Here is a 14,214-nt window from a genome sequence, read left to right as displayed (position 1 = left end):
GACAGCAGACAGCAGACAGCAGACAGCAGACAGCAGACAGCAGACAGCAGACAGCAGACAGCAGACAGCAGACAGCAGACAGCAAAGGGCAGGGCACCTTGAACGACGCACCCGACAGCACGGAACGGCGCAGCGACCAGATCTATCGGCAGTTGGCCGGGGATATCGAGGCCGGGCGTCTGGCGCGGGGGGCCAAGCTGCCATCGGAAACCGCGCTGGCGGCGGAATACGGCGTATCGCGGCCCACCGTGCGCGAGGCCCTGGCGCGCCTGCGCGAAGAGGGCATGATCACGTCCCGCCGCGGATCGGGCGCTTATGTTCAGGAGGTCTCCGAGCGCATCACCCGCATCGCGCCGCTGGCCAGCATCCAGGACTTGCGGATGTGCTTCAAGTTCCGGATCGGGTTGGAATCCGAGGCCGCGCGCCTTGCCGCGCAGAACCACACGGATGACGACCTGCGCTGGCTCGAGGCCGAAATCGCCGCCATGGACAGCGCCAATGCCAAGGGCGAAACCGGGATGGAGCAGGATTTCCGCTTCCACATGGCCGTCGCCCGCGCCAGCCAGAACCGGTTTTTCGTCGCCGGGCTGGAGCAGGTGCGCCCGCATATCGCCCAGGGCATGACGATCAACAGAACCCTGTCGCTGATGGCCGAGACCCCGCGTCTGGTGAAGGTGCAGGACGAACATCGCCGGGTGCTGGATGCCATCCGCAAGGGCAATGGTGACGCCGCCGCCGACGCCATGGCCACCCATCTCGGCAATGCATTGACTCGACTTTTCGAAGGATAACCCATGACCAATCTCGCTCCCGTTGCTGCCGATACGCTTGAGACGCTGCGCAACACCTCGACCGCCACCATTGCCACGCTTCTGTACAAGCACGGCATCCGCAACGCCTTCGTCCAGGGGGTCGGGCGGCTGGGCGGACAGAAGCCGCGCATGGTCGGACCGGCCTATACGCTGCGCTATATCGCGGCGCGCGAGGACACCGATCAGGTGACCGAATTCCGCAAGCCCGATCATCCGCAGCGGCAGGCGATCGAACAATGTCCCGAAGGCCATGTGCTGGTGATGGACTGCCGCGGCGACTCCTCGGCGGCCTCGGCGGGGTCGATCCTGCTGACCCGGCTGGAGGTGCGCGGCGGCGAAGGGGTTGTCACCGATGGCGGCGTGCGCGATGCCGAGGGCGCGGCGGCGCTGACCATGCCGGTCTATGCGGCGGGCCCCTGTGCCCTGACCAACCTGACAAAGCACCATGCGGTCGACCTGAACGTGCCCATCAGTTGCGGCACTTGCCCGGTCTATCCGGGAGACATCGTAGTCGGCGATGGCGACGGCGTCATGGTGATCCCGCGCCACATGGCCGACCAGATCGCCGAAGAGGCCGCGCCGATGGAGCTTTACGAGGATTTCGTGCTGGAAGAGGTGCGGGCCGGGGCCACGATCATCGGGCTTTACCCCGCAACCAAGCCGGAAAACCTGGAAAAATTCGAGAAATGGAAGGCCGCGAAAGGCCTTTGAGGCCCGTTTCGGCCGAAAATGATCGGTTGAGCTGCCGCTGGGAGGATCCCGGCGGTGCGCCGATCCGGTGTGAATGATCGGCATGTTGGCGCGCCCGCTTGTCCTGGTCCGGCGGGGCCGTGCGTCGCGCTCGCTGACGGGCATTCGGCCCGCATTCCCCAAACTTCAGACCTGCATCTCTGCCCTGTCCGGGCCGGAAATGACGAAATTGTGAACAAAAAACAGGCAAGGTTACCTTACGTTTTTTGTCTGTCGAAAGGTCACCCCTTGCGCGAAGCCATGGGTGTGACAGTCTGCCCCGACAAAACAGGGAGCTCAAAACAATGAAAAAGACGACTCTTCTCGCTGCGGCGCTTCTGGCAAGCACGGCGCTGTCCTCGCAGGCCGAGACCCTGCGGTGGGCCCGTGCCGGCGACAGCCTGACGCTTGATCCGCACGCCCAGAACGAAGGCCCGACCCATACGATCGCGCATCAGATCTATGAACCGCTGATCATTCGCGATGCCACCGGCACGCCGGAACCGGCACTGGCGACCGACTGGGCGCCCAAGGCCGACGATCCCAACGTCTGGGTCTTCAACCTGCGCGAAGGCGTGACCTTCCACGATGGCGCGGCCTTCGACAGCTCGGACGTGGTGTTTTCCTTCCAGCGCGCCCAGTCCGAAGACAGCGACATGAAAGAGCTGCTGAATTCGATCGTCGAAGTGCGCGCCACCGGCCCCTACCAGGTGGAATTCGTCACCGACGGGCCGAACCCGATCCTGCCCAACAACATGACCAACCTGTTCATCATGGACGAGGATTGGACCAAGGCGAACAACGCCGAGAAGGTGCAGGATTTCGAAGGCGGCGAAGACACGTTCTCGGCCAAGAACGCCAATGGCACCGGCCCCTACATGGTCGAAAGCCGCGAGCCGGACGTGAAGACCGTGCTCAAGCAATTCCCCGACTACTGGGGCAAGGGCCAGTTCCCGCTTGAGGTGACCGAGATCATCTATACCCCGATCCAGAACGCCTCGACCCGAGTCGCCGCGCTGCTGTCGGGCGAAGTGGATCTGATCCAGGACGTGCCGGTGCAGGATCTGGGCCGCGTGGCCGGAACCGACGGGCTGGACGTGCGCACCGCGCCGCAGAACCGGGTGATCTTCCTGGGCCTGAACATGGGTGCCGCCGATATCGAGCGTGACGACGTGGAAGGCGCCAACCCGCTGGCCGACGCCCGCGTCCGTCAAGCGATGAACATGGCCATCAACCGCGACGCCATCAAGCAGGTGGTGATGCGCGGCCAGGCACAGCCCGCCGGCATGATCGCCCCGCCGTTTGTCAATGGCTGGACCGCCGAGAAGGACGCCGTGCCCGCCACCGATATCGCCAAGGCCAAGGAGCTGATGGCCGAAGCCGGTTACGGCGACGGCTTCTCGATCCAGCTGGATTGCCCGAACGACCGTTACATCAACGATGAAGGGATCTGCCAGGCGGTCGTGGGCATGTTCGCGCAGATCGGCATCACCGTGAACCTGGACGCCAAGCCCAAGGCACAACACTTCCCGCTGATCTCGAACGGCACCACGGATTTCTACATGCTGGGCTGGGGCGTGCCGACCTATGACAGCGAATACATCTTCAACTTCCTGGTTCACAGCCGCGGCGATGATCGCGGATCGTGGAACGCCACCGGCTATTCCAACCCGGAACTGGACGCCAAGATCCAGTCGCTGGCTTCGGAAACCGACCTGACCGTGCGCGACGCCACCATCGGCGAGATCTGGGACGTGGTGCAGGCCGAAACCCTGTATCTGCCGATCCACCACCAGGTGCTGAACTGGGGTGCCAAGGCCAACGTCAAGGTCAACCCCGATCCTGAAGATCAGCCCAAGATCAAATACGTCACCATCGAGTGACAGGGCGTTTGCCCAATCGGGATGCGTCCCGTTCGAAATCCCCCGGCAGCGGGGGATTTCACCCGTTTCTGACCGCCGAAACGGTCCGGCTGCCGCAGACGGCGTCACGGTGACGTGAGATGACCCGCGGCACGGCGTGTGGCCAAGCTGGAACATCAGCCCGTCGGCCCCGACGACCAGAGGAGATATAACCATGCGTTCCCTGATGCTTGCCGCCGGACTGGCCGCAACCCTTGCCCCGCCGGTTTCGGCTGCCGAATTCCGCTGGGCCTCGACCACCGATCCGCAGACCATGGATCCGCACGCGGTCAACACCGCAGCGGTGCTGGGCTTTCTCAACAACGTCTACGAAGGGTTGGTGCGCCGCGGCAAGGATATGGCCATCGAACCGGCGCTGGCCACGGCCTGGGAGCCGATCGGCGAGGGCGAGGGCTGGCGCTTTCACCTGCGCGAAGGCGTGACCTTCCACGACGGTGCCGACTTTACCGCCGAAGACGTGATCTTCAGCTACGAGCGCGCCTCCTCGCCCGAGGCCGATACCTCCAGCTGGTTCGCGCCCGTGGCCGGGGTCACCATGGTGGACGACTATACCGTCGACATCCTGACCACCGCGCCGAACCCGATCTTTCCCGACAGCATCGCCAACTGGATGATCATGGACAGCGGCTGGGCGGCGGACAACGGGGCCGAGCGGCCCGCCAAGGAAGCCGAGAACCACGCCACCCTGAACGCCAATGGCACTGGCGCCTTCCGCGTGGCAGCACGCCAGCCCGGCCTTGAAACCGTGCTGGAGCCCTTCGCGGACTGGTGGGACACCGCAGAACACAACGTCACCCGCGCCACCTTCACGCCGATCCAGAACCCGGCCACCGCCGTGGCGGCGCTGTTGTCTGGCGACATCGACATGATCAACCCGGTGCCGATCCAGGATGCCGCCCGCCTGTCGCAAAGCCCCGATGTGCAGGTCATCCAGGGCATCGAGGCGCGGGTCATCATGCTGGGCTTTGCGCATCAGGCCGAAACCTTGAAATACGGTGCCGATCAGGGCGCGCCCAATCCGTTCCGCGATGTGCGGGTGCGTCAGGCCTTAGCCCACGCCATCAACGTTCCGGCGATCCTGCAAACCATCATGCGCGGCAATGCCGAACCGGCCTCGCAACTGGTCAGCCCGTCGATGCGCGGCTATTCCAAAGATCTTGCCGCACGCCCGGCCTTCGATCCGGACGCCGCCCGCGCGCTGCTGGCCGAGGCGGGCTATCCCGACGGGTTCTCTTTCGGGCTGAAGTGTCCCAACGACCGCTACCTGAACGACGAAAGCGTCTGTCAGGCCGTGGTGTCGATGCTGGCGCAGATCGGGGTCGAGGCGCAGCTGGATGCGATGCCGGTGCGCGGCTACTGGCCGGAACTGCGCGAAGACAATTTCGACATGTTCCTGCTGGGCTGGTCGCCGGGCACCTTCGATGCCGAACATCCGATCCGCTTTCTGGCCGCCACCCCGAACGACGAGAAGAAGCTGGGCAGCTGGAACTTCGGCGATTTTTCCAACCCGCGCGTGGACGAACTGCTGCCGCTGATCCAGTCCGAGATCGACGATGCCAAACGGCAGGCGATGCTGGACGAGGTCGCCGCCATCCTGCAGGACGAGGCAGCCTATGTGACCCTGTACGTGCAACCGTTGCTCTGGGGCGCGGCCAGCAATATCGCGCTGACCCAACGCCCGGACAACTTCTTCATCCTGCGCTGGGTCACGGTGAACTGAGCGCCGCGCAACGCTGCGTCAAAGGCAACACAAGGCAAATCCGGCCGGGCAAAGCTTGACCGGGTTTGCATACGCGGATCAAAGTGATCCGCACATTCTGGGGGTGCGATGCTCGCCTATATCATCCGTCGTGTGCTGCAATCGGTCCTCGTCCTTCTGGTCGTGGGGCTGGTGGCGTTTTCCATGTTCCGCTTCGTCGGCGATCCCATCGACAACATGCTGGGGCAGGAGCGGACGCAGGCCGACATCGAACGGCTGCGCGACGTGCTGGGACTGGATGAGCCCTTCCCGGTGCAATACTGGAAGTTCATGACCCAGGCCGCCGAGGGCAATTTCGGCATCTCGTACCGGCAGGGCCGCCCTGTGTCCGACATCCTGCTGGAACGCGCGCCGGCCACGCTGGAACTGGCCGCCGTGTCGGGTCTGTTCGCCATCACCTTCGGCATCGGCTTCGGCGTGCTGACCGCGATCCGGCGCGGCGGGCTTTTATCAAGCACCATCATGACCTTATCCCTTGTCGGGGTCTCGCTTCCAACCTTCCTGATCGGCATCCTGCTGATCTATCTGTTCTCGGTCGAACTTGGCTGGCTGCCCAGTTTCGGGCGCGGCGACACGGTGATGATCGGGGGCTGGAGTACCGGCTTTCTGACCACCAGCGGGCTGAAGGCGCTGATCCTTCCGTCCATCACCCTTGGCCTATACCAGATGACCCTGATCATGCGGCTGGTGCGCTCTGAAATGCTGGAGGTCTTGCGGCAGGACTATATCCGCTTTGCCCGCGCCCGGGGCCTGCGCGAACGCTCGGTCAACTTCCACCACGCGCTGAAGAACACGCTGGTGCCGGTGATCACGGTGACAGGCCTGCAACTGGGCTCGATCATCGCCTTTGCCATCATTACCGAAACGGTGTTCCAGTGGCCCGGCGTCGGCCTGCTGTTCATCAACGCGATCCAGTTCGTCGATATCCCCGTCATGGCGGCCTATCTGATGCTGATCTCGGTGATGTTCGTGGGCATCAACCTGATCGTCGACCTGCTGTATGTGGCCATCGACCCGCGCCTGCGCAGCGATACCAGCAAGAGGGGGCACTGATGTCGGACCTTCCGCAAAGCGCGCCCGCGCCGCGCCGCCCGTCGGCCTTGCGCCGGGGCTGGGACAGCGACCTTGCATGGTCGTTCCGCCACGCGCCGCTGGCGGTGATCTCGTTGTGCCTGGTGCTGATGCTGGTGCTGTCGGCGGTCTTCGCGCCGCTGATCGCACCGCATGATCCGTTCAACCCGGCCTCGCTGAACCTGATGAACGGTTTCACCCCGCCGATGGAGCCCAACGCCTTCACCGGCGACGAATTCTGGCTGGGCACCGACGATCAGGGCCGCGACGTGTTCTCGACCATCCTGTTCGGGCTGCGGATCTCGCTGTTCGTGGGGTTTGCCGCGGTGATGTTCGCCATGACCCTTGGCATCACGCTGGGGCTGCTGGCGGGCTATCTGGGCGGCTGGGTCGATACGATCATCATGCGCACCGCCGATGTGCAGCTGACCTTCCCGGCCATCCTTGTGGCGATGCTGATCTTCGGCATCGCCAAGGGCATCACCCCTGTGGAATACCGCGACCAGATGGCGATCTGGGTGCTGATCTTCGCCATTGGCCTGTCCGACTGGGTGCAGTTCGCCCGCGTCGTGCGCGGCGCCACCATGGTCGAGAAAAGCAAGGAATACGTGCAGGCCGCACGGCTGATCGGACGGTCAGGCCCGGCGATCATGATGCGCCACATCCTGCCCAACGTGCTGTCGCCGGTGCTGGTGATCGCCACCATCTCGCTGGCGCTGGCGATCATCGCCGAGGCGACCCTCAGCTTCCTGGGCATTGGCGCGCCGCCGACGCAACCGTCGCTGGGCACGCTGATCCGCATCGGGCAGGGCTACCTGTTCTCGGGCGAATGGTGGATCCTGCTGTTCCCCTCGGTGATCCTGCTGGCGCTGGCGCTGGGGGTGAACCTGCTGGGCGACTGGCTGCGCGATGCGCTGAACCCGAGGCTGAAGTGACATGAGTGACCGCACACAACCCACCCTGTCGGTCCGCAAGCTGGTGGTCGAGATCCCGACCCGCCACGGCATCCTGCGGCCCGTGGATCAGGTCAGCTATGACATCCAGCCCGGCGAGATCCTGGGTGTGGTCGGCGAATCCGGTGCCGGCAAATCCATGGCCGGCAATGCCGTCATCGGCCTGCTGTCGCCGCCCGCCCATATCGCCGGGGGTGAGGTCTGGCTGAACGGCAACCGCATCGACAACCTGTCGCGCGGCCAGATGCGCCGCAAACGCGGGCGCGAGGTCGGCATGGTCTTTCAGGATCCGCTCACCTCGCTCAACCCGCTGCTGCCCATCGGCGACCAGTTGACCGAGACCATCATCGAGCATCTGAAGGTCGGCAAGGGCGAGGCCCGCCGCCGCGCAATCGCCGCGCTGGAAGAGGTGGGCATTCCCGCCGCCGCCGAACGGGTCGACAGCTATCCGCACGAGTTCTCGGGCGGGATGCGGCAACGGGTGGTGATCGCGCTGGCGCTCTGTGCCGAGCCGACGCTGGTCATCGCCGATGAACCCACCACGGCGCTGGATGTCTCGGTGCAGGCCCAGATCATCGCGCTGCTGCGACGGCTGTGCCGCGAACGGGGCACGGCGGTGATGCTGGTCACCCACGACATGGGCGTGATCGCCGAGGCCGCCGACCGCGTGGCGGTGATGTACGCCGGGCGTCTGGCCGAGATCGGCCCGGTGCGCGAAGTGCTGACCGCACCGCGCCATCCCTATACGGCCGGGCTGATGGCCTCGACCCCGCTGGCGTCGCAAGGCAAACGGCGGCTGAACCAGATCCCCGGCTCGATGCCGCGGCTGGGCGCGCTGCCCGAAGGCTGCGCCTTCCATCCCCGGTGCCCCCGCGCCGCCGCCCGCTGCGCCGCCGGCGACAGCCCGCATATCGACAGTTGCGACGGACGTGCCGCCTGCTGGTTCCCCATCGACGCATCCGCCAAGGAGTCCGCATGACCGCGCTGGTCCGCATTTCCGGCCTGAGCCGGGTTTTCGACGTGTCAAAACCTCTGCTGAACCGGCTGATCGAACGGTTGCCGAAGGCGATGCTGACGGCGGTGTCGGACGTGAGCCTTGAGATCGAGGAGCGCACGGTCTATGCGCTGGTCGGCGAAAGCGGCTCGGGCAAATCCACCATCGGCAAGATGGTCGTGGGGTTGCTGCCGCCGTCCGAAGGAGCGGTCGAGATCGACGGCATCGACCTGGCCTCGGAAACCGACGCCAAAAAGATCGACGCGGCGCGGTCCGAGATCCAGATGATCTTTCAGGATCCCTTTGCCAGCCTGAACCCGCGCTGGCGGGTGCGCGACATCATCAACGAACCGGTGACCGCGCGCGGCGGCAAGGCCAACGGTCTGGCCGAGCGCTTGCTGGACCAGGTCGGCCTGAACGCCGCCGATGCTGTGAAATACCCACATGAATTTTCGGGCGGGCAGCGCCAGCGGATCTGCATTGCGCGCGCCCTGGCCTCGCAGCCCCGGATGATCGTCTGCGATGAGCCGACCTCGGCGCTGGATGTGTCGGTGCAGGCGCAGGTGCTGAACCTGATGAGTGATCTTCAGGAAGAATTCGGCCTGACCTATCTGTTCATCAGCCATGATCTGACCGTGGTGCAGCACATGGCCGACCGCATCGGCGTGCTGTACCTGGGCCGTCTTGTGGAAGAGGCGGATGCCGACGCGCTGTTCGAAACGCCGCGCCATCCCTATACGCAGATGCTGTTCGCCGCGGCCCCCAAGATGGATGGCTTCGGCCGCGAGGTAGAGCCGCCCAAGGGCGAGATCCCCGATCCGATCAGCCCGCCGTCGGGCTGCGCCTTTCATCCCCGTTGCCCGATCGCGATCGACCGCTGTTCCCGTGAACGGCCCGAAATGCGGCGTGTGCACGGCACCCGCGTCGCCTGCCATCTGGCCGAATAGGCGCCCCGCTTCGAGGGTCAGACGATCATGCTGAGGATGGTCAGGCCCGCCACCGTGTAGCTGATCTGCAGGAAATAGGTCGCATCCGGGGTGCGCCACAGGAATATCAGCAATCCCAGCAGTCCGAATGTTACCAAGAGCGGCAACCAGCCCGGACTGCCGAACAGAACCGCGATTCCCAGAAGCCAGAGGTGAAAGGCTACCAGACTGCCAAGGAATGGTTTTGACAGGCCGGGGCGATCATTTTCCGGCAAGCTCGTGCTGGCAAAAAACAGAAACGCGGCGCCAAGGATCATGTAGAGAAATTCGACGAAACTCCAGTCCTCGACCAGGAAGATGGCCGTGCAGCGCCAGAAGGTTTCAAGGATCACCAGACTGAGAATGGCCCACCAAAGCCCGTGCAAGCGGTGGGCGAATACGGGATCCTTGGACTGAATCCTTGGCGCAAAGGCCGCCAAGATGTTGCCAAAACTCATGGTCAGAAGGGTCACGAACATCAGCGCCACGAGAAGGCCGGTTGGAACGTCCATGCTTATATCTTGCTTGTCAAAGGTGGTGTATCTGTGTGAACGCAGCCGTTTCGTTTGTCCAGTTCGTTGCCAGCGTGACTGCTGGGGAAGTGTCGCTTCCAGAATCCATGCCTTGGGAGCAAACGCAGAAAATGACGCCTTTCCAGAGGGTCACGGCGGGCCTTCAGTGCGGAATGTTACGCGGTGACCCATGCATGTCACTGAATTCTGGCACGGATTTGGCGCTAGCCGTTGACTCACGTCCGTGAAGTCGCTTCAGTCAGGGGTACAAGGCCGCTTAAAAAAAGCCGATCAATCCGGGAGCAGGGCGGCTGAAAAACGCATCAACCAGGGAGTACATGATGCTGATGAAAACAAAACTCGCCGCAGCCGCGGTGGCTGCTGGCGCACTCGTCGCGCCGATGGCGCATGCCCAGGAATTCTTCACAATCGGCACCGGTGGGGTGACCGGCGTCTATTATCCGACCGGCGGCGCGATCTGCCGTCTGGTGAACAAGGGACGTAAGGACCACGGGCTGCGCTGCTCGGTCGAATCCACCGGCGGCTCGGTCTACAACATCAACACCATCCAGGCCGGCGAGCTGGAATTCGGCGTCGCCCAGTCGGACGTGCAGTTCAACGCCTACAACGGTGAAGAGCAGTTTGCCGACAGCGGCGCCTTCTCGGATCTGCGGGCGGTGTTCTCGGTCCATCCCGAGCCCTTCACGGTCGTGGCCCGCAATGATGCCGACGCCACCGAATTTGAACAGCTGTTCGGCAAGCGCGTGAACATCGGCAACCCCGGTTCGGGCGGCCGCGCCACCATCGAGGTGCTGCTGGAAGCCATGGGCAAATCCACTGGTGATTTCTCGCTGGCCACCGAGTTGAAGGCCGCCGAACAGTCGGCAGCCCTGTGTGACAACCAGATCGACGCCATGGTCTATGCCGTGGGTCACCCCTCTGGCTCGATCCAGGAAGCCACCACGGCCTGTGACAGCACCATCGTGAATGTTTCCGGCCCGGTGATCGACCAACTGGTTGCGGAAAAGCCTTACTTCCGCAAGGCCACCATCCCCGGCGGCATGTATCGCGGCAATGACGCGGACATCGAGACCTTCGGTGTGGGCGCGACCTTCGTGACCTCGACCGCTGTGTCGGACGAAACCGTCTACCAGCTGGTCAAGGCGGTCTTCGAAAACTTCGACGACTTCAAGAAGCTGCACCCGGCCTTCGCCAACCTGAAGAAGGAAGAGATGGTCAAGGACGGTCTTTCGGCACCGCTGCATCCCGGCGCCGAGAAATACTACAAGGAACAGGGCCTGATCGAGTAACCTCGAAGGACCGACCTGAAACCGGGCGCCACGGTGCCCGGTTTTCTTCCATCTGACGAAGCCAGGGGATTGCAGCATGAGTGACTCGTCTAATCGTCCGTTGTCGGAAGAGGAACTTCAGGAGCTAGTCTCCTCGTCCGATTCCGGTGCCCGCAACCCCGTCGGCTGGGTTGGCTCGATGCTTGCGCTGACCGCGCTGATCTGGTCGATCTTCCAGGTTCTTCTGGCCTCGCCCGTGGCGAATTACATTCTGCCCAGCGATCTCATCAACAACTCGCGCCAGATCCATCTGGCCTTCGCGATGTTCCTGGCGTTTATGGCTTACCCGGCCCTGAAATCCAGCCCGCGCCACTACATTCCCGTTCAGGACTGGGTGTTTGCCATCGGCGGCGCCTTCCTGTCGCTTTACGGGTTCTTCTTCTACGCCAAGATCGTGCAATCGGGCGGTCTGGCCGACAACGTGGACAAATGGTTCGCCCTGCTCGGCATCATCCTGTTGTTCGAGGCCGCGCGCCGCGCGCTTGGCCCGGCGATGGCGATCATCGCGACGATCTTCATGGCGTATGTGTTCTTCGGATCTGCCGGCTGGGTGCCGGAAGTGATCCGCTGGAAGGGCGCCTCGCTGCAAAAGGCCATGAGCCACATGTGGATCACGTCGGAAGGGGTGTTCGGCATCGCGCTCGGGGTCTCGACGAAATTTGTGTTCCTCTTCGTGTTGTTCGGGGCGCTGCTGGATAAGGCGGGCGCGGGCAACTATTTCATCAAGATGGCCTTCGGCGCCCTGGGCCACCTGAAGGGCGGCCCGGCCAAGGCCGCCGTGGTCGGCTCTGCCGCCACCGGCCTGATCTCGGGGTCGTCCATCGCCAACGTGGTGACCACCGGCACATTCACCATTCCGCTGATGAAGCGGGTCGGGTTCTCGTCGGAACAGGCGGGGTCGGTCGAGGTGGCCTCTTCGGTCAACGGCCAGATCATGCCGCCGGTCATGGGGGCCGCGGCCTTCCTGATGGTGGAATACGTCGGCATTTCCTATGTCGAAGTCATCACCCACGCCTTCCTGCCCGCCGCGATCAGCTATATCGCGCTGGTCTATATCGTCCATCTTGAGGCGGTGAAGCGCAACATGCCGACGCTCGGCAACAAGGTGACCTCGACCGGGCGCACCGTTCTGGGCATGGCCCTGTTCTTCGCCGGCTTCGCGGCCATCTGCTACGGAGTGAAATACCCGGTCGGCTGGATCGCTGCCGCCGTGCCCGAGGGGGCCGGCTGGATCCTGGCGGCGATGGTGTGCCTGGCCTATTTCGCGCTGCTGTATCTGGCTGCGCAAGGCCCGGACCTTGTGCCGGATGATCCCAACGCCGAGCAGGTGGAACTGCCGGTGGTGTCCGAGATCTACAAATCCGGCCTCTACTACCTGCTGCCGATCATCGTGCTGGTCTACTTCCTGATGATCGAACAGAAATCACCGGGCCTCTCGGCCTTCTGGGCAACCTCGCTGTTGTTCGTGATCCTGCTGACCCAGCATCCGTTGAAAGCGATCATGCGGGGCAAGGGCGACGTTGCCGGCGCAGGTCTGAACGGGGTGCTGGATCTGATCCAGGGCATGATCGACGGCGCCCGCAACATGATCGGCATCGGTCTGGCGACCGCGACCGCCGGCATCATCGTCGGCACCGTGACCCTGACCGGCATCGGACAGGTGATGGCCGACCTTGTCGAGTTCGTCTCGGGCGGCAATCTGGTGCTGATGCTGATCTTCGTGGGCATCCTGTCGCTGATCCTGGGCATGGGTCTGCCGACCACGGCCAACTACATCGTCGTCAGCTCGTTGATGGCGGGGGTCGTGGTGGAACTGGGCGCGCAATCTGGGCTGATCGTGCCGCTGATCGCCGTGCACCTCTTCGTCTTCTACTTCGGGATCATGGCGGATGTGACGCCACCTGTGGGACTGGCGAGTTTCGCGGCGGCGGCCGTGTCGGGGGGCGATGCCATTCGCACCGGCTTCATCGCCTTCTTCTACAGCCTGCGCACCATCGCGCTGCCCTTCGTGTTCATCTTCAACACCGACCTGCTGCTGATCGATGTGGGATGGATACAGGGGATATTGGTCTTCGTGATCGCGACAATAGCCATACTTGTATTCACGGCGGGCACCATGGGCTGGTTCATGACCAAGAACCGGATCTACGAAAGCGTCGTGCTGGTGTTCATCGCCTTTGCCCTGTTCCGCCCAGACTTCTTCATGGATCGGTTGATGCCGGCCTTTGACGACATCCCGCCGGCACAGCTGGAAACGGCGATGGATAGCGCCGCGGTCGGCGACTCGGTGCGGATCGAGGTGGCCGGACCGGACTTCCTGACCGGAGAGCCGAAGTCCACGGTGCTGGTCCTGCCGGTCGAAGGCGACGGCGTTCCGGGTGTGGAGCGGCTGGAAAACCTCGGGATCGTCCTGACCCCCGAAGGCGACCAGATGCTTCTGGAAGAACCATTCTTTGGCACGCCCTACGCCGACGTGATGGGCGGCTTCGACTTCTACGGCGACACACCTGTGGTTGTCGCTTCGGCCCGCGCCGCGGCCAGCCAGCTGCCCAAGGAGTTGATCTTCATCCCGGCCTTGCTGCTGCTGGCCGGGGTGGTCTTCCTGCAAAGGGGGCGTGCAGCCCGGCTAGAGGAGAACCCGGCATGAGCAACATCGTTCTGTGTGCGCTGGATGTGAGCCAGCCTGAGCATGAAAAACCCGTCCTGTTGCGCGCGGCACAGATCGCGCGTCTGGACGGGGCGCGGCTGGACGTGATGACCGTGGTGCCCGATTTCGGCGCCTCGGTGGTCGGCAGCTATTTCAGCCCGGACTTCCACGAAAAGGCGATCGAGAAGGCGCAGGCCGACTTGTCGGCCTATGTCACCGAGGTGCTGGGCGCGGAAGTGGATCACGAGGTGCGCCACATCGTGGCCACCGGATCGGTCCATGAAGAGGTTCTGCGCGCCGCCGGCGCCGACAAGGCCGGGGTCATCGTGATCGGATCGCATCGCCCGACTCTGCGTGATTACTTTCTGGGCCCGAATGCGGCGCAAGTGGTTCGTCATTCGACATGTTCGGTCTTCGTGGTGCGGGGCGACTGAAAAACCCCACGGTCTGTCTTGGCCTCAACGTCCCAGAGCGATAGCACTGGGACAAACCCGACTGTGA

The 14,214-nt window shown here is 63.7% G+C and carries 12 protein-coding genes; 11 read left to right on the top strand and 1 reads right to left on the bottom strand.

Going from position 1 to position 14,214, the window contains the following annotated elements; all coding sequences use genetic code 11:
• Positions 1-98 precede the first annotated feature (98 nt).
• From AB0T83_RS05645 to AB0T83_RS05610, 8 genes are all read left to right on the top strand, one after another.
• The gene (locus AB0T83_RS05645; protein WP_366192070.1) at positions 99-791 is read left to right on the top strand and encodes a FadR/GntR family transcriptional regulator; all 693 of its coding nucleotides are present in this window, start codon (positions 99-101) and stop codon (positions 789-791) included.
• Between the two features lie 3 nt (positions 792-794).
• Complete coding sequence (locus tag AB0T83_RS05640) at positions 795-1,523, top strand: ribonuclease activity regulator RraA (RefSeq protein WP_366192069.1); 729 nt, start codon at positions 795-797, stop codon at positions 1,521-1,523.
• A gap of 323 nt (positions 1,524-1,846) precedes the next feature.
• Positions 1,847-3,424, top strand: coding sequence for an ABC transporter substrate-binding protein (locus AB0T83_RS05635; protein ID WP_366192068.1), 1,578 nt, complete (start codon positions 1,847-1,849; stop codon positions 3,422-3,424).
• Positions 3,425-3,617: 193 nt separating this feature from the next.
• Entirely contained in the window at positions 3,618-5,183 is a 1,566-nt protein-coding gene (locus tag AB0T83_RS05630) for an ABC transporter substrate-binding protein (protein ID WP_366192067.1), read from the top strand.
• A gap of 108 nt (positions 5,184-5,291) precedes the next feature.
• Positions 5,292-6,275, top strand: coding sequence for an ABC transporter permease (locus AB0T83_RS05625; protein WP_366192066.1), 984 nt, complete (start codon positions 5,292-5,294; stop codon positions 6,273-6,275).
• Positions 6,275-7,228, top strand: coding sequence for an ABC transporter permease (locus AB0T83_RS05620; RefSeq protein WP_366192065.1), 954 nt, complete (start codon positions 6,275-6,277; stop codon positions 7,226-7,228). The genes AB0T83_RS05625 and AB0T83_RS05620 overlap by 1 nt, the downstream gene beginning before the upstream one ends.
• 1 nt (position 7,229) lies before the next feature.
• On the top strand, positions 7,230-8,225 hold the full coding sequence (locus AB0T83_RS05615) for an ABC transporter ATP-binding protein (RefSeq protein ID WP_366192064.1): 996 nt from the start codon (positions 7,230-7,232) through the stop codon (positions 8,223-8,225).
• Positions 8,222-9,187 (top strand): ABC transporter ATP-binding protein, encoded by a 966-nt coding sequence (locus AB0T83_RS05610; protein WP_366192063.1) that lies wholly within the window; start codon positions 8,222-8,224, stop codon positions 9,185-9,187. Before AB0T83_RS05615 ends, AB0T83_RS05610 begins: the two co-directional genes overlap by 4 nt.
• Before the next feature lie 17 nt (positions 9,188-9,204).
• On the opposite strand, the gene AB0T83_RS05605 is transcribed toward AB0T83_RS05610, so the two are convergent.
• Positions 9,205-9,717 carry a hypothetical protein gene (locus AB0T83_RS05605; RefSeq protein WP_366192062.1) on the bottom strand — a complete coding sequence of 171 codons (513 nt, stop codon included), beginning with the start codon at positions 9,715-9,717 and terminating at the stop codon, positions 9,205-9,207.
• A 341-nt stretch (positions 9,718-10,058) separates the two neighbouring features.
• On the opposite strand from AB0T83_RS05605, the gene AB0T83_RS05600 reads away from it, so the two are divergent.
• The 3 genes from AB0T83_RS05600 (at position 10,059) to AB0T83_RS05590 (ending at position 14,147) form a co-directional block, all read left to right on the top strand.
• Positions 10,059-11,027 (top strand): TAXI family TRAP transporter solute-binding subunit, encoded by a 969-nt coding sequence (locus AB0T83_RS05600; RefSeq protein WP_366192061.1) that lies wholly within the window; start codon positions 10,059-10,061, stop codon positions 11,025-11,027.
• Positions 11,028-11,103: 76 nt separating this feature from the next.
• Positions 11,104-13,713, top strand: a complete 2,610-nt coding sequence (locus tag AB0T83_RS05595; protein WP_366192060.1) for a TRAP transporter permease — start codon at positions 11,104-11,106, stop codon at positions 13,711-13,713.
• Positions 13,710-14,147 (top strand): universal stress protein, encoded by a 438-nt coding sequence (locus AB0T83_RS05590; RefSeq protein ID WP_366192059.1) that lies wholly within the window; start codon positions 13,710-13,712, stop codon positions 14,145-14,147. The genes AB0T83_RS05595 and AB0T83_RS05590 overlap by 4 nt, the downstream gene beginning before the upstream one ends.
• The last annotated feature ends 67 nt before the right edge of the window (positions 14,148-14,214 follow it).

This window comes from Meridianimarinicoccus marinus (assembly GCF_040689105.1).
Taxonomy (GTDB): Bacteria; Pseudomonadota; Alphaproteobacteria; order Rhodobacterales; family Rhodobacteraceae; genus Meridianimarinicoccus; species Meridianimarinicoccus marinus.
Note: the sequence above shows the minus strand (reverse complement) of the source record. Positions and strands in the feature narration are given on the sequence as shown.